This is a genomic window from Bradyrhizobium sp. 930_D9_N1_4 (assembly GCF_052076015.1).
In the GTDB taxonomy this organism is placed as follows: Bacteria; Pseudomonadota; Alphaproteobacteria; order Rhizobiales; family Xanthobacteraceae; genus Bradyrhizobium.
Map to the genome: position 1 here is coordinate 3,444,314 of NZ_CP197236.1, position 13,582 is coordinate 3,457,895.

The following is a 13,582-nucleotide window of genomic DNA, read 5'->3' on the forward strand; positions in this document are numbered from 1 at the left end:
CATGACGAAGCTGCGCGTTTATGACGACACAAGATCGCTGTTTCACCTGCCTGACGGTGTGATCTATCTCGACGGCAACTCGCTTGGCGCGCTGCCGCTCGGCGTTGCCGAGCGCGTCAGCCGTGTCATCACGACCGAGTGGGGCAACGAGCTGATCCGCGCCTGGAATAGCGCAGGCTGGTATGCCCAGCCGCGCCAAATCGGCGATCGCATCGCGCGGCTGGTCGGCGCGGAAGCCGGCTCCGTGATGGTCGGAGACACACTGTCGCTCAAGGTCTATCAGGCGCTTGCAGCCGCGCTCGATATGAACGCATCGCGCAAGGTGGTGCTATCGGACACCGGCAATTTCCCGACCGACCTCTACATGGCCGAAGGCCTGATCGCGACGCTCGGGCGGGGCCATCAATTGCGCCTGGTTGCGCCGGAGGAGATCGAGGCCGCGTTGTCCGAGGAGGTCGCCGTCCTCTACATCACCGAAGTCGACTATCGCACCGGCCGCCGCCACGACATGGCGACGCTGACGGCGAAGGCGCATGCGCTCGGCATCGTCACGGTGTGGGATCTCGCGCATTCGGCCGGCGCATTGCCGGTCGATCTCGCCGGCTGCGGCGCCGATTTCGCTGCGGGGTGCACCTACAAATACATCAATGCAGGGCCCGGCGCGCCGGCCTTCCTCTACGTCGCGCCGCGTCACGCCGACAACGTGCGTGCCGCGCTGTCGGGGTGGATGGGCCACGCAAAGCCGTTTGCGTTCGAACTGGCCTATGCGGCCGCCGGCGGTGTCGAGCGCATGCGCGTCGGCACGCCGCCGGTGCTGGCAATGGCGGCGCTGGAAGCGTCGCTCGATATCTGGGACCGCGTCGATATCGCGGAGGTCCGCGGTCGCTCGCTGGCGCTTGGCGACTTGCTGATCGGTGAAGTCGAGCGCCGCTGCCCGTCCCTGAAGCTGGTCACGCCGCGCGCGCATGAGCGGCGCGGCTCACAAATCTCCTTCGCCTTCGCGGGCGGCTACGCCGCGATGCAGGCTCTGATCGCGCGCGGCCTCATTGGCGATTTCCGTGCGCCCGACATCATGCGGTTCGGGATCACGCCGCTGTACATTGGCGAGGGCGAGATCGTGCGTGCAGCCGAAATCATCGAAGAGGTGATCGCGGGTGAGGTGTGGCGGCGGCCGGAATACCAGGTCGTTAACGCGGTGACGTGAACCGTCACCCTGAGGCGGCCGCTTCTTCAGCGGCCCTCGAAGGGCGACGGCCCGGCTCTATCGGGGCCGTGCATCCTTCGAGGCTCCTCATGGTACGCGTTGCGTCCCATGCCTCGCACCTCAGAGCCTGACTCAAAATAAGTCATTGAGATATCAAGCTCTGGCCAGTCGACGAGAGAGCAGACGGATGCTTGCGATGAGGACCCATGCCTCCGCGCTGGCGATGGTTGCCTCGAAGTCCTTGGCAAGCCGTCGATTGCGACCGAACCAGGCGAACGTACGCTCAACGACCCATCGTCGGGGTTCGGCTTTGAACGTTCCAACGCTTTGCGAGCGGGTGACGATTTCAATGGTCCATTTGCCCAGGTCAGCGATGGCATCGAGCAGCTTTGGACCACGATAGACGCGATCGGCGAAGATGTGGCGCAGGCCGGGGAACAGGCGGCCGATGATTCGCAGCAGCGGAACTGCGCCGTGATTGTCTTGAAGATTGGCGGGATGCACCTGCACAGCTAGCAAGGAGCCCTCGGTATCGGTGACGATATGACGCTTGCGTCCTTTGACGCGCTTGGCCATGTCAAACCCGCTTGGACCGCCACTTTCCGTGGTCTTCACACTCTGGCTGTCGATAATCCCAGCCGTTGGCGTAGGTTCGCGTCCTTGCCGTTGCCGAACGCGTTGGACCAGCGTGTCATTGATCGTGCGCCACAAGCCAGACCCGCGCCACTTGTAAAAATAATACTGAACCGTCGAGCACGCCGGGAAGTCCTTGGGCAGTGCTCGCCACTGGCAGCCGCTAGCGCCAATGTAGAGAATTGCATTCATGATCACGCGGAGACTGATCTTTCGCGGACGGCCGAGCCGACAGCAGACAGGCATCAACGGCTCAAGCAAACTCCACTCCGCATCCGTCATGTCACTTGCGTAACGAAGTCCATCGCGCCGATATTGTTCGCGGGTGATTTCGGTCCAACACATGTTGTGCTCCCTCGAGTCTTCGCAAACACGAGAGAATCACAACGGGCTGAAATCACTCAATTTTCTTTTCCGGTCAGGCTCTCAGGATGACGGAGTTAGAGTGGTCGCGGCGTCAGATTCATCCGCGCTCATCCCCACAACGCCGTCACGATCGCATCGAGCCCGTCGGTCAAAGCCGCCGGCCCCGGCTGCAAGATGATCGGCGATTTGATCTCGACGATGCGATTGTCGCGCACGGCCGGAATGTCGCTCCAGCCGTCGCGCTGCTTGATGCGGGCAGGTACGACCTTCTTGCCGCACCATGACGCGAGGATCATTTCGGGCGCGGCCTCGCGCACCGCCTCGGCCGAGACGATGCGATCCTTCGCGGCCTGTTGATGTCGCAGGCCCGGAAACACATCCTGACCTCCGGCGATCTCGATCAGCTCCGACACCCAGCCGATGCCCGAGATCAGCGGTTCGTCCCATTCCTCGAAATAGACTTTTGGTCGGGGTGAGGGACGCTGCGTTGCCGCGATCGTCGCGAGGCGCCGCTCATAGCCTTGGGCGAGTTCCTCGGCGCGCTCACCCGCACCGACCAGCGCGCCCAGTGTACGGATCATCGCAAGAATCCCAGCGACGTCGCGCTGGTTGAAGACATGGACAGCGACGCCGGCGCGAACGAGATCGGCGACGATGCCGGCCTGGAGATCGGAGAAGGCGAGCACGAGGTCCGGTTCCAGCGCGAGGATCTTGGGGATGTCCGCCGACACAAAAGCCGACACTCGCGGTTTCTCGCGCCGTACCTGGGGCGGACGGACGGCATAGCCGGAGACGCCGACGATTCGATCCTGCTCTCCGAGGAGATAGAGCGTTTCGACCGTCTCTTCGGTCAGGCAGACAATGCGGCGGGGCGGGAAGTGGCGCATGGGGGAAGCATATGCGCAAATGCGGACGCCGATGTCAGCACGGCGATTACCTCCGACGTCATTGCTTTGCCGCGCGAAGCAATTCACGCTGAGGCAACAATGAATTGGGAGGAGATCCGATGACGCCGCTCGAGAAACTTAAAGCGATGAAGATGCCGTTCGCCGAGCTCAAGGGCGTCGAGTTCGTCGAGGCCGACAAGGACCGCGTGGTGGCGCGGATGACGGTCCGCCCCGATCTCTGCACGCTTCATCACACCATTCACGGCGGCGCCGTCATGGCGTTCGCCGATTCCGTCGGCGCCGCCGCGACCGTGATCAACCTGCCGGAGGACGCCAGGGGCACGACCACGCTGGAGAGCAAAACCAACTTCATCGGCGGCGCCAAGGAGGGGACCACGGTGATCGCCACCGCCACGCCGGTCCATCGAGGACGGCGAACCCAGGTCTGGACGACCCGGCTGGAGACCGAAGATGGCAAGCTGGTCGCCTTGGTGACCCAGACGCAACTGGTCCTGTAAGACTACGGGGCCTTGATTTTGTTAACGAATTAGTCGCTTCCGCTGCCTCAAACTTGAGCAGGTTCCCGTCTTGATAAATTTGCTGCGACGCACAATATTGGAAGCCTAGGGATTCGAACGCCTCCTCGAGGGACACCATGAGGAGTTCAGACTTGTCACTCGAAGATTCAGTACTTGAAGACACCACCCGCGCGCCGTCCGTTCCAGGCTATGTGCGGACCCTGAGCCAGCAGGAAGAATTGCCGCTTCTGCGCGATCACCTGCTGAGGCTCGATGCCGCAAGCCGGCACGACCGTTTCAACGGTTTTCTCGACGACAGCTTCATCGAGCGTTACGCCGCGCGTTGTGCCGAGGATGGCACCGTGATCGTCGCCTACATTGTCGACGGCATGGTCCGCGGGGCCGCCGAGCTGCATCCGCCGGAGGGCGATTCGCTGCCCGAGGTGGCCTTCAGCGTGGAAGCGTCCGCGCGGCGCCAGAACGTCGGCACGATCTTGTTCAGCCGGCTGATTGCGGAAGCGCGCTGGAAGGGCTTCAAGCGCCTGCGCATCACCACGGGCGCCGAGAATCACGCCATGCGGGCGCTCGCCAGGAAGTTCGGGGCGAATCTGCAATTCCGCCACGGCGAATCGACCGGCACGATCGACCTCGCCAAGACGCCGGAGGCCGAACTCGCCGATCTTGCGGCCTCGCCCTTTACGGCCAGCCGCGCGCTTCTCAGCTTCAACAGCACGTGCTGGAAGATCATTTCCAGCATGTACGGCAATCGCGCCGCCTGAACATCAGCAGGGACTGGAATCAAAAAGCGGACCGGCAAAACCGGTCCGCTTTTTTAATGGGAATCTCGGATTTAGGCGCTCAGGTGCCGGTGCGCTTGTCGTTGCCGAAGCGGCGCACGACGCGGCGTTCGACCACCACGGAGCGCTGTGCGCCCTGTTCGCCGGCGATCACGCGCGTGGCGGTGATGCGGCTGTTGGTGCGGGCCTGCTTCTTCACTTCCGCCTGAACGACATCGAGCGGCATGCCCATCAGCGCTGCCGCGATCTCGGCCTGCTGCTCCTGGTCATCAGTGATGCCGACGGCGGCGAAGATCGCCTCGTCCAGGGTGGGCGGGTCGTGGCGCACGCGCCGCGTGCCATATTTGGTATTCCAATCTGCGTTCATAACGGCCTCGTTTCGATGCCGGGATACCTAGTGCCGCCGATGTTGCATTGCAATATGAATTTGCTGTGGCATCTCAGCTATGCACTCACAGCTTTTCGAGCTTGCTGGCGTCATAAAGCTCCAGCGTGGTGGGCCCCATGGCCAGCGAGCGCAGGCTACGCACGAATTCACCGGACGCAGGTACCGCAAAATGGGTGGCCAAGGCGGCGCGGTCGGCCCATTGTTCGAAGAACACCAGCCTGAGCGGGTTCTCGCAGTCGACATGCACAGCGTGCGAGATGCAGCCGGGCTCTTCTCTCGACCGATGAACGTGCGCGAGGCTCAGGCGGCGGACCTCGTCGAACGTCTCGGGCCGGGCCGTTACGCTGCCAGTCACAACGATCATGCGACGTCTCCTGATATGAATTCCGCTTAAGGCGGGGATGCCTCGCGGGCGGTGTCGTTCGCCGGCGCCTGCGGCCAGCGCTTGAGCGCCGCGCGTCCGGCCTCGGTCAGCCCGTAGATTCCCCGCTCGGTGCGTTCGAACCAAGAATACACATTGTTAAGCATGATCTTGCCGGCATCGGGACAGCGTTGGCGCAATTCGCTCACGCGCCGCGGACCTGCCGCAAGCTCCGAAGCGCAGGCGAGCGCCTGCTGGCGATACGCCGTCATGATCGGCGCGCGCGTGCTGCCGCCGAGCGCGGGATCGCCCTGGCGGCGCTGATGCTCGGCGACGAGGCGGGAGCGGACCTTCGGTTCACGCCGCGGTGCCGCTGTCGGCGGCTTCACGAGCACCTCGACCTGGCCACGGTCGGTGACCCCGAGCATACCGAAGCCGAGGCGGCGGCAGAGATTGCGATAGCGCGCATCGCTCTCGCGCCCCTTGCCGCGCGCTGACATCTTGGCGGCGATCCAGACCTCGTCGCCGGCCGGCGCGCGATCCACGGCCTGGAGGATCAGCTCGAGATTGAAGGCGAGCTTGAGCTCGCCGATCACCACGACCGGCGGATCGCCGGCGCTGAGGCCGACGAGATCGCAGCCGCCGATCTCGCCCTTCACGGTAAAGCCGAGCTCCTCGAGGAAGCGTTTGACAGGGAGATAGAGCGCGGTTTCCACAGGCGTCGATCCAAGAATCACTTGCGGTCAGTCTAGCCCGGATCGGACTCGCAACTCCGGGCCATTTGATTGGGAACCGATGCTGCGGTTATTCTGCGGCTGGGACAGCCGGGCGGCTTGCAACGATGACAATCAAGAACGGGCTCTATCACATCCGCATCGAGATGCTGGATGCCGTCCAGGGCGGCAACCAGGGCGTCATGGTGCTGCGCGACGGCACCATGCGGGGCGGCGATTCATTCTTCTTCGCCTATGGCAGCTACATGTCGGCCGACGGCAAGTGGAAGGGCGAATTGACCAACGAGGAGCACTCGCCCTCGTTCGACGAGCGCCCGGTCTGGGGCCGCAAGGTCGTGACCATCGGCTTCAGCGGCACCTACAATGACGAGACCGCATACGGCGAGGGCATCGCGCTCGCCGGCAAGCAGAGCATCCGTTTCAAGGGCAGTTTGCGGCTGTTGATGCCGGATTAAACCCGCCCGCCGACCGGGATCAGCGCTCCGGTAATTCCGCTTGCGGCATCGCTGGCGAGGAACAGGATCACTTCCGCGAGCTCCTGCGGTGTCACCCATTTGGCGAAGTCCGCTTTCGGCATGTCGGCGCGGTTGGCCTTGGTGTCGATGATCGAGGGCAGCACCGCGTTCACGGTGACCTTGCCCTTCCACTCGCTCGCCAGCGCCTCGGTGAGGCGATGCACGCCGGCTTTCGACGCCGCATAGGGGCCCATGCCGGAGCCGGCCTGGAGCGCGCCCATGGCGCCGATATTGACGATGCGGCCGGCCTTGGAGGCGGCCAGATGCGGCAGCGCCGCGTGCGAGGTGTTGAGCGCTGTCAGCACGTTGAGCGCGTGCATGCGCTGCCAGGTCTTGACGTTGCCGTCGCCGACGGTCTCGAAGGCAAAGCCGCCGGCGATGTTGATCAACGCATCGAGCTTCCCGAAGTGCTTTGCGGCGGTCTCGATTGCCGTCTTGGCCTGCGGTGCGTCGGAGAGATCAATGCCGCCGATCTCGATGCGCTCAGGCGTTGCCGGGAGTTGCGAGGGCGCATGATCGATGCCGGCGATGCGCGCGCCGCGCGACTGCGCAATCTCGGCGACCACCTTGCCAAGCGCGCCGAGCGCACCGGTCACAACGATGACTTTTCCCTGCACGAGGCTCTCCGTGGCTTCAGCTTGCGCGGACTATTGCTCCAGCCGAATTGCACTTGCAATGGCGGCGGCTTCAAGGCTGAATGATTTCAGCAACCCAGGATAGCGGGAGGGGGTGATATGTCCGAGAGTCTGCCGGTCGTCGACATACCCCAAGGCATCATCAAGCTCAAACATCAGCTGCGCAATTTCTCCGGCGCCTTGCGTGGAAAGGGGCCCGTTCGAATCATTGCGATGGGATCGTCCTCGACGGCCGGACGGGAGGACGTGGTGCCTTACCCTTCTCGTCTCGAGATGTATCTGCGGCAACATTACGCCGGACTGCTCCCGAAAGTTTGGATCGACGTATTGAACCGGGGCAAGGGGGGAGAGGAAGCGCCAAAAGAGTTGGACCGCTTCGATATCGATGTCTTCGGCGACAAGCTGCCGGCGATGGTGCTTTGGCAGGTCGGGACCAATGCCGTCTTTCGCAAGGATGAATTCGATTTCTGTGACGTCATCGGAAAGATCGCCGAAGGCGTGCGTCGGTTGGGTAAGTGTCCGATCGATGTGGTGTTGATCGACCCGCAGTATGTGACGGCCATGCTGCGCGATGACAAGGCAGAGCTTTCGGAGAGGATGGTGTCTGAAATCCGGAGGATCGCAGACGATGCTGGCGTGAATGTATTTCAGCGCTGGGCGCTGATGCGGCACTGGCATGTGGAGAACGGGGTGTCGTTCGACGAATTGCTCGATCCGACGGATCGTCCCGCCATGCTCCATCAGAGCAACTGGAGCACGCTCCAGGTCTCCAAAGCCCTATGCCAGGCGATCACCGATGCGACCCCGTAGGGAAGCCGGTTGACCGGCACGACGCCCCTGATCACGTTTGCAGATACCGCTCCTTCAATGCGGTCCGCTCCGCCGCGCCAATCTTGAGCCCGTCGCGCAGATAGGTTTCGAGATCGCCGTAGTCCTTGCTGACGGCTTCAAAAGCAGCAGCGAGATAGGAGGCTTCGACGTTGCCGATGGCATTGCGAACGTCCTCGGGCAGGTCAATGGCCGCCGTCGCATCGCGCTTGTAGTGCCGGTTGGTCAGAAGGTAATCCTCCGCAATCGCGTCATCGGCGACGCCAAGCGCATGCAGGATCAGCGCGCTGGCAAAACCGGTGCGGTCCTTGCCGGCGGTACAATGGATCACGAGCGGCGCGCGGTCTTCCAGCAGATGACCGAACAGCATGCGAAAACTGGGCGTGTTGTTGCGGACATAGTTGCGGTAGGACTCGCGCATGAGTTCGAGCGCGACCGGCGCGGTGAGCGCGTCCCTGGCGAGTTCGGCGCGTAGCGCGGCCACCACCGTCGGCTCGATCGGCAGCGAATGCACGGCGATCTCGTTCATGACGCAGACGCCGGCTGCGCGCTCCTCGACGCCGCGAAAGTCGAATGCGCTTTTGACGCCCAGCGCGCGGACGATCTCGATGTCGGCAGCGGTGAGTTGGCCGAGATGGTTGGAACGGAAGATGTGCCGCCAGCGCGTGGTGCGGCCGTCGCGTGTGACGTAGCCTCCGAGGTCGCGAAAATTGCTGGCGCCTTGCAGGGCGAGGTGGCGGGCAGGGGAATCAGTCGGAGAGGAGTCTTGCATGGGCTCAGCTTGGGTTATGGTTCCATCGGACGCACGGCTGGCGTCCTTGAGGGATATTACAGGGGGCGATCATGGGCCGGCACAAGGCCATTCTTTGGGGGATCACCATGTTGGCGGCCGGAATGGCCAGTGTGGGGTACGCTGAGGCTCAAACGTTCAAGGCCTATCGCTGCGCCGATGGTACGCAGTTCATCGTCGGGTTTTATGACGGCGACAAGCGCGCCTTCCTTCAGATCGATGGCGCACCTGTGACGCTCGCCAAGCGGCTGACGGTCTCGGGCGCGCGCTATTCGGCAGCGGGGATCACGTTGAGGATTCCCAGGAGCGGGGCCACCACGGTCAAGCATCTCAAGCGGCCGGTGACGGCGTGCGCGGTGGTCGAAAAGCCTGGGCTCTAGCTTTGGTCTCTCAGGAGGTTGTCCATCTGGTCTGAACCGAGGAAGCTGAGGTTGCGAAGCTTCAGTATTCCAAGGAAAGACCAGATGAACGTCCACAAGAATGCGCCTTTGACGCCCAAAGGTCGAGAGGCGATGGTGCGCAGCGTCGTCGAGGGCGGGCTGAGCCCAGCCGACGCGGCCCACCAGTTCAACACGACAGCGAAGACCGTTGCCAAATGGGTCAAGCGGTTCCGCGCGGAGGGTGTCGAAGGGTTGCGGGATCGCTCCTCGAGGCCTCTTTCATCGCCAAGCCAAACCCCGCCAGCCACGCGCGCCGCCGTCGAGACGTTGCGCCGGCAGCGCCACACCGGCAAGCAGATCGCAGCCGAGGTTAAGGTGTCGCCGGCCACTGTCAGCCGCATCCTTCGTCACTTGGGATTAAGCCGGATACGCGATCTGGAGCCCGCCGAACCGGTGCGCAGGTACGAACGCGAGCAGCCCGGCGAACTCATCCATATCGACATCAAGAAGCTCGGCAGGTTCGTCAGACCAGGCCACCGCATCACACACGATCGCCAGATGGGCGAAAGCCGTGGCGCCGGCCACGAGTTCGTCCACGTTGCCATCGACGATGCATCGCGCCTGGCCTTCTCCCAGATCCGGCAAGATCAAAAAAAGGAGAGCGCCATCGCCTTCCTCAAGGAGGCCGTCACCTACTACCGCAGCCTCGGCATGAAGGTCACCGGCATCATGACCGACAACGGCTCCTGCTACCGCGCCAAGGCCTTTGCCAGAGCGTGCAGCAAGCTCGGCCTCAAGCACATCTTCACCAGGCCCTACAGACCGCAAACAAACGGCAAGGCCGAGCGCTTCATCCAGACAGTGCTCCGTGAGTGGGCTTATGCTCGGGCCTACGACACCTCAGATCAGCGCGCCAAAAACCTGCCAATCTGGCTTCATCACTACAACTGGCATCGCCCGCACGGCAGTCTGCAAGCCAAACCACCCATCAGCCGCCTCGGCCTACCGATGGACGACCTCCTGAGATTCCACATCTAGCCGGCAGGCCGACAAGAATCAAAAAGGGCCGAAACTTCGTTGTTTCGACCCTTTTTCAAACTTCCGTCGATCGCTCGCGAGAGCGGGGCGGTATCAGACCAGACATAGGCATCAGCGTTCCCATTTGGGCTTTGCTTCGTCGACCGCATCCTGGTGGTACCAGCTGTCGCTGCAGATCGAGACGTTCGCGGGAAGCGACGCGTGATCGGCGGGAAAGCGGGTCTCGCCATAGCGGCGTCCGGCGAGAGCCGCGCGGCCCCCGACAGGGAATTGGTAGATCGTTGCAGATCCGTGAGTCAGACCATTGTTCATCATTGCGATTTGCTCCTCAGTCGAAGCGCCTTGGCCTCCATGGTGCGCCCGACTCGTTCGATTGTGGTTACTGGAGTCCCCATATCGGCCGCGCATCCCGACTTGGAAAGTGCTGAAAAGGAAATCAGTTTCAGCCCAATTTGTAGGCAGGGGTCCGACTGCATCCCCTAAGGCACCGTGTTGGTGACCAACGCCTGGGCCATTCCAAAGGTTGCTAGGCAGGGGTGGGAGACTTTGCGAAAATTGCTGGACGTTGATGCGCGTTTCATCGGCAACCTCCGGCACTCCGGCACTTGCTCCAGAATCAGGCGTTTTCCGCGGGATTTTTGCAGTGCAGCTTCACGCGAAGGTGCGCGCCTATGACGCACGCCGCTGGGGACGGTTTGCCGCCCCAAGGTCGATCTGGCCACCGGTGGAAAACCTCCCGCAGTGCGGCCTTTTGGCACGTTAAATGCTTGTGAAGGGTCGGCCGATGGTGGCCGGGTAAACAATCGTGCGGGGGCCCCCGGGCCCCCACCTTTCGCATCATCTACAGAGAGGCTCAATGACCAAGTATAAGCTCGAGTACATCTGGCTCGACGGATATACGCCGACTCCGAACTTGCGCGGCAAAACCCAGATCAAGGAATTCGCGTCGTTCCCGACGCTCGAGCAGCTTCCGCTCTGGGGCTTCGATGGCTCCTCCACCCAGCAGGCCGAAGGCCACAGCTCCGATTGCGTGCTGAAGCCGGTCGCCGTCTTCCCGGACGCCGCGCGCACCAACGGCGTGCTCGTGATGTGCGAAGTCATGATGCCCGATGGCAAGACCCCGCACGCCTCCAACAAGCGCGCCACCATCCTCGACGATTCCGGCGCCTGGTTCGGTTTCGAGCAGGAATACTTCTTCTACAAGGACGGCCGTCCGCTCGGTTTCCCGGCTTCGGGTTATCCGGCGCCGCAGGGTCCGTACTACACCGGCGTCGGCTTCTCGAACGTCGGCGACGTCGCCCGCAAGATCGTCGAGGAGCATCTCGACCTCTGCCTCGCGGCCGGCATCAACCATGAAGGCATCAACGCGGAAGTCGCGAAGGGCCAGTGGGAATTCCAGATCTTCGGCAAGGGCTCCAAGAAGGCCGCTGACGAAATGTGGATGGCTCGCTACCTGATGCTGCGCCTGACCGAGAAGTACGGCATCGACATCGAGTTCCACTGCAAGCCGCTCGGCGACACCGACTGGAACGGCTCGGGCATGCACGCCAACTTCTCCACCGAGTACATGCGTACGGTCGGCGGCAAGGAGTATTTCGAGGCGCTGATGGCGGCCTTCGACAAGAACCTGATGGACCACATCGCCGTCTACGGCCCGGACAACGACAAGCGTCTGACCGGCAAGCACGAGACCGCGCCGTGGAACAAGTTCAGCTACGGCATTGCCGATCGCGGCGCTTCGATTCGCGTTCCGCACTCCTTCGCCAACAACGGCTACAAGGGTTATCTGGAAGACCGCCGTCCGAACTCGCAAGGCGACCCATACCAGATCGCTTCGCAGATCCTGAAGACGATCGCGTCCGTCCCGGCTGACAAGAAGGCCGCGGCTTAAAGATCCTCCCGGCCCGGGCTGGGGGGCTGGCCCGGGTTGGACTTCAATCCGCTGGAGCTGCAAAGCTCCGGCGGATTTTTGCATTCTGATGACAGCCCTTGTTGTGGGTCTGGCCGCCATGCCGGCTTGAAGCTTGTCCACCGCCAGCGAAACCGGGATAGAGTGTGCCCCGGATGCGTGCGGGGCCGGGGACACGGCTGGTGTTTGAAGGCTTCTACAAGACGAGATTTCAGCTCGGCGGCGCCGTCGGCCGGAGCGTGATGCATGCTGCCAATGGCAAGCTGCTCGGCGGCAATTCGGCCTTCGCCCATATCGGCACCTATGAGCCGACCGAAGCCGGCGTCGACATCGTCATCAACACCGTCCGCCACAACCCCGACCCGAACTATCGCGCCATGGCCGGCACCGACGATGCGACGCTGATCGCGAAGGGCTGGGCCGAGGGCGATCTCTATCACCTCAAGGGCGAACTCAAGGAGCTGCCCGGCGTGCCCTTCCAGTCGCTGATGACGCCGATCACCGAAGACGAGGTGCCGATCGCCGGCGGCGTCGGCGAGGCCGGCATCGCCGACGGTCTCTACTCGATCCATCTGCGCATGCTTGACGGCGTCGACGGCGGCCTCACCGGCGTGATGCTGCTCAACCAGGGTCGCATCCTCGGCGGCGATGCCGCGTTCTACTACCTCGGCAGCTACACCGCCGCCAGCGGGCGCTGGAAGGGTCAGATCCTCAACCAGGAGCACACGCCGGCCAAGGACGATCCGATCTTCGGCGGCCACGAGGTCGGCATCGGCTTCTCCGGCACCTATGACGGCGAGGAGGCGGTGCTGGAGGCGACCGCGCTGGCGGGCAAGCGCTCCTTGCGCCTCACCGCCGCGCTCAAGCTGATGCACCGCGCCTGATCGCGGCAGGAATGGACCATGGAAAACATTCGCATGCTCTCGACGCTCGGCCTAATGGGCGCGATGCGCAGCCTGTCCTCCGCCTTCGAGGCCGCCAGCGGCATCCATGTCGATTCTGATTTTGCGCCGACGCTGGCACTGCTCAAGCGCCTGCGCGATGGCGAAGCTGCGGACCTCGTGATCCTTACGCGTGAAGGCCTCGACGAAATGATCGGCGAGGGACGTGTGGTCGCCGATAGCGCGGCTGATCTCGCGCGGTCCTATGTCGGCCTCGCCGTGCGGGCAGGGCAGCCGCATCCTGACATCGCCACCGAGGCGGCGCTGCGTGCGACGCTGCTCGCGGCGCGCTCGGTTGCCTATTCACGGCTCGGTGCCAGCGGGGTCTATTTTGCGCAGTTGATCCAGCAATGGGGCATTGCGGCCGAGATCAACGCCAGGGCCACCATCGTCGAGCAGGGATTCACGGCGGAGCGGCTCGTCAGTGGCGAGGCGGATCTGGCCGTGCAGCAGATCAGCGAGCTGAAGCAGGTCGAGGGCATCGAAATTGTCGGTCCCGTCCCGCACGAATTGCAGACACCCGCCGTGTTCTCGGCCGGCCGCATGGCGAACGCGAAATCGGCCGAGGCCGCGGACCGGCTGTTGCGCTATCTGGCCTCGCCCGAGGTCGTGCCCGTGTTGCGCCAATCGGGACTCGAGCCTTGAATTTGCCGGAGCG

18 protein-coding genes are annotated in these 13,582 nt (G+C 63.2%); 10 read left to right on the forward strand and 8 right to left on the reverse strand.

Annotated elements, in window-relative coordinates; translation table 11 throughout:
* Position 1: 1 nt before the first annotated feature.
* The gene (gene kynU / locus AB7532_RS16090; protein ID WP_441235756.1) at positions 2-1,204 is read left to right on the forward strand and encodes a kynureninase; all 1,203 of its coding nucleotides are present in this window, start codon (positions 2-4) and stop codon (positions 1,202-1,204) included.
* Between the two features lie 153 nt (positions 1,205-1,357).
* On the opposite strand, the gene AB7532_RS16095 is transcribed toward kynU, so the two are convergent.
* Positions 1,358-2,182: an IS5 family transposase gene (locus AB7532_RS16095; RefSeq protein WP_441233133.1), complete on the reverse strand. Its 825-nt coding sequence runs from the start codon at positions 2,180-2,182 to the stop codon at positions 1,358-1,360.
* 128 nt (positions 2,183-2,310) lie between these two features.
* Entirely contained in the window at positions 2,311-3,090 is a 780-nt protein-coding gene (locus AB7532_RS16100) for a cobalamin-binding protein (protein ID WP_441235757.1), read from the reverse strand.
* A 119-nt stretch (positions 3,091-3,209) separates the two neighbouring features.
* Here AB7532_RS16100 and AB7532_RS16105 point away from each other — a divergent pair, with 119 nt between their 5' ends.
* A complete protein-coding gene (locus AB7532_RS16105) occupies positions 3,210-3,608 on the forward strand; it encodes a PaaI family thioesterase (protein WP_441235758.1) in 399 nt (132 codons plus the stop codon).
* Between the two features lie 152 nt (positions 3,609-3,760).
* Complete coding sequence (locus tag AB7532_RS16110; protein WP_441235759.1) at positions 3,761-4,387, forward strand: N-acetyltransferase family protein; 627 nt, start codon at positions 3,761-3,763, stop codon at positions 4,385-4,387.
* A gap of 79 nt (positions 4,388-4,466) precedes the next feature.
* Here the strand turns inward: AB7532_RS16110 and AB7532_RS16115 are convergent, their stop codons facing one another.
* From AB7532_RS16115 to AB7532_RS16125, 3 genes are all read right to left on the reverse strand, one after another.
* Positions 4,467-4,772 carry a hypothetical protein gene (locus AB7532_RS16115; RefSeq protein WP_008129897.1) on the reverse strand — a complete coding sequence of 102 codons (306 nt, stop codon included), beginning with the start codon at positions 4,770-4,772 and terminating at the stop codon, positions 4,467-4,469.
* Between the two features lie 85 nt (positions 4,773-4,857).
* Positions 4,858-5,157, reverse strand: a complete 300-nt coding sequence (locus AB7532_RS16120) for a putative quinol monooxygenase (RefSeq protein WP_441235760.1) — start codon at positions 5,155-5,157, stop codon at positions 4,858-4,860.
* A gap of 26 nt (positions 5,158-5,183) precedes the next feature.
* Positions 5,184-5,870 carry a DUF2161 domain-containing phosphodiesterase gene (locus AB7532_RS16125; protein ID WP_441235761.1) on the reverse strand — a complete coding sequence of 229 codons (687 nt, stop codon included), beginning with the start codon at positions 5,868-5,870 and terminating at the stop codon, positions 5,184-5,186.
* Positions 5,871-5,995: 125 nt separating this feature from the next.
* Between AB7532_RS16125 and AB7532_RS16130 the strand changes: the two genes are divergently transcribed.
* Positions 5,996-6,343 (forward strand): hypothetical protein, encoded by a 348-nt coding sequence (locus tag AB7532_RS16130; protein WP_441235762.1) that lies wholly within the window; start codon positions 5,996-5,998, stop codon positions 6,341-6,343.
* On the opposite strand, the gene AB7532_RS16135 is transcribed toward AB7532_RS16130, so the two are convergent.
* Complete coding sequence (locus AB7532_RS16135; protein WP_441235763.1) at positions 6,340-7,020, reverse strand: SDR family oxidoreductase; 681 nt, start codon at positions 7,018-7,020, stop codon at positions 6,340-6,342. The two genes, AB7532_RS16130 and AB7532_RS16135, sit on opposite strands and share 4 nt — an antisense overlap.
* Before the next feature lie 117 nt (positions 7,021-7,137).
* Here AB7532_RS16135 and AB7532_RS16140 point away from each other — a divergent pair, with 117 nt between their 5' ends.
* Positions 7,138-7,848 carry an SGNH/GDSL hydrolase family protein gene (locus AB7532_RS16140; protein WP_441235764.1) on the forward strand — a complete coding sequence of 237 codons (711 nt, stop codon included), beginning with the start codon at positions 7,138-7,140 and terminating at the stop codon, positions 7,846-7,848.
* A 31-nt stretch (positions 7,849-7,879) separates the two neighbouring features.
* On the opposite strand, the gene AB7532_RS16145 is transcribed toward AB7532_RS16140, so the two are convergent.
* Positions 7,880-8,638: a tyrosine-protein phosphatase gene (locus tag AB7532_RS16145; protein ID WP_441235765.1), complete on the reverse strand. Its 759-nt coding sequence runs from the start codon at positions 8,636-8,638 to the stop codon at positions 7,880-7,882.
* A gap of 71 nt (positions 8,639-8,709) precedes the next feature.
* Between AB7532_RS16145 and AB7532_RS16150 the strand changes: the two genes are divergently transcribed.
* Together AB7532_RS16150 and AB7532_RS16155 are read left to right on the forward strand one after the other, a co-directional pair.
* Positions 8,710-9,036, forward strand: coding sequence for an MliC family protein (locus AB7532_RS16150; RefSeq protein ID WP_441235766.1), 327 nt, complete (start codon positions 8,710-8,712; stop codon positions 9,034-9,036).
* A gap of 84 nt (positions 9,037-9,120) precedes the next feature.
* Complete coding sequence (locus tag AB7532_RS16155) at positions 9,121-10,074, forward strand: IS481 family transposase (RefSeq protein WP_441235767.1); 954 nt, start codon at positions 9,121-9,123, stop codon at positions 10,072-10,074.
* A gap of 111 nt (positions 10,075-10,185) precedes the next feature.
* Here the strand turns inward: AB7532_RS16155 and AB7532_RS16160 are convergent, their stop codons facing one another.
* Positions 10,186-10,389 carry a DUF2735 domain-containing protein gene (locus tag AB7532_RS16160; protein WP_441235768.1) on the reverse strand — a complete coding sequence of 68 codons (204 nt, stop codon included), beginning with the start codon at positions 10,387-10,389 and terminating at the stop codon, positions 10,186-10,188.
* Positions 10,390-10,930: 541 nt separating this feature from the next.
* Here AB7532_RS16160 and AB7532_RS16165 point away from each other — a divergent pair.
* From AB7532_RS16165 to AB7532_RS16175, 3 genes are all read left to right on the forward strand, one after another.
* Positions 10,931-11,965 carry a glutamine synthetase beta-grasp domain-containing protein gene (locus AB7532_RS16165; RefSeq protein WP_441235769.1) on the forward strand — a complete coding sequence of 345 codons (1,035 nt, stop codon included), beginning with the start codon at positions 10,931-10,933 and terminating at the stop codon, positions 11,963-11,965.
* A 200-nt stretch (positions 11,966-12,165) separates the two neighbouring features.
* Complete coding sequence (locus AB7532_RS16170) at positions 12,166-12,867, forward strand: GrlR family regulatory protein (protein ID WP_441239288.1); 702 nt, start codon at positions 12,166-12,168, stop codon at positions 12,865-12,867.
* A gap of 18 nt (positions 12,868-12,885) precedes the next feature.
* Positions 12,886-13,569 (forward strand): substrate-binding domain-containing protein, encoded by a 684-nt coding sequence (locus AB7532_RS16175; protein WP_441235770.1) that lies wholly within the window; start codon positions 12,886-12,888, stop codon positions 13,567-13,569.
* The last annotated feature ends 13 nt before the right edge of the window (positions 13,570-13,582 follow it).

Excerpts from the sequence above, each read along its gene's own strand:
- kynU (WP_441235756.1), top strand. The coding sequence starts at position 2 with ATGACGAAGCTGCGCGTTTATGACGACACAAGATCGCTGTTTCACCTG.
- AB7532_RS16095 (WP_441233133.1), bottom strand. The coding sequence starts at position 2,182 with ATGTGTTGGACCGAAATCACCCGCGAACAATATCGGCGCGATGGACTT.
- AB7532_RS16100 (WP_441235757.1), bottom strand. The coding sequence starts at position 3,090 with ATGCGCCACTTCCCGCCCCGCCGCATTGTCTGCCTGACCGAAGAGACG.
- AB7532_RS16105 (WP_441235758.1), top strand. The coding sequence starts at position 3,210 with ATGACGCCGCTCGAGAAACTTAAAGCGATGAAGATGCCGTTCGCCGAG.
- AB7532_RS16115 (WP_008129897.1), bottom strand. The coding sequence starts at position 4,772 with ATGAACGCAGATTGGAATACCAAATATGGCACGCGGCGCGTGCGCCAC.
- AB7532_RS16120 (WP_441235760.1), bottom strand. The coding sequence starts at position 5,157 with ATGATCGTTGTGACTGGCAGCGTAACGGCCCGGCCCGAGACGTTCGAC.
- AB7532_RS16130 (WP_441235762.1), top strand. The coding sequence starts at position 5,996 with ATGACAATCAAGAACGGGCTCTATCACATCCGCATCGAGATGCTGGAT.
- AB7532_RS16140 (WP_441235764.1), top strand. The coding sequence starts at position 7,138 with ATGTCCGAGAGTCTGCCGGTCGTCGACATACCCCAAGGCATCATCAAG.
- AB7532_RS16145 (WP_441235765.1), bottom strand. The coding sequence starts at position 8,638 with ATGCAAGACTCCTCTCCGACTGATTCCCCTGCCCGCCACCTCGCCCTG.
- AB7532_RS16150 (WP_441235766.1), top strand. The coding sequence starts at position 8,710 with ATGGGCCGGCACAAGGCCATTCTTTGGGGGATCACCATGTTGGCGGCC.
- AB7532_RS16155 (WP_441235767.1), top strand. The coding sequence starts at position 9,121 with ATGAACGTCCACAAGAATGCGCCTTTGACGCCCAAAGGTCGAGAGGCG.
- AB7532_RS16160 (WP_441235768.1), bottom strand. The coding sequence starts at position 10,389 with ATGATGAACAATGGTCTGACTCACGGATCTGCAACGATCTACCAATTC.
- AB7532_RS16165 (WP_441235769.1), top strand. The coding sequence starts at position 10,931 with ATGACCAAGTATAAGCTCGAGTACATCTGGCTCGACGGATATACGCCG.
- AB7532_RS16175 (WP_441235770.1), top strand. The coding sequence starts at position 12,886 with ATGGAAAACATTCGCATGCTCTCGACGCTCGGCCTAATGGGCGCGATG.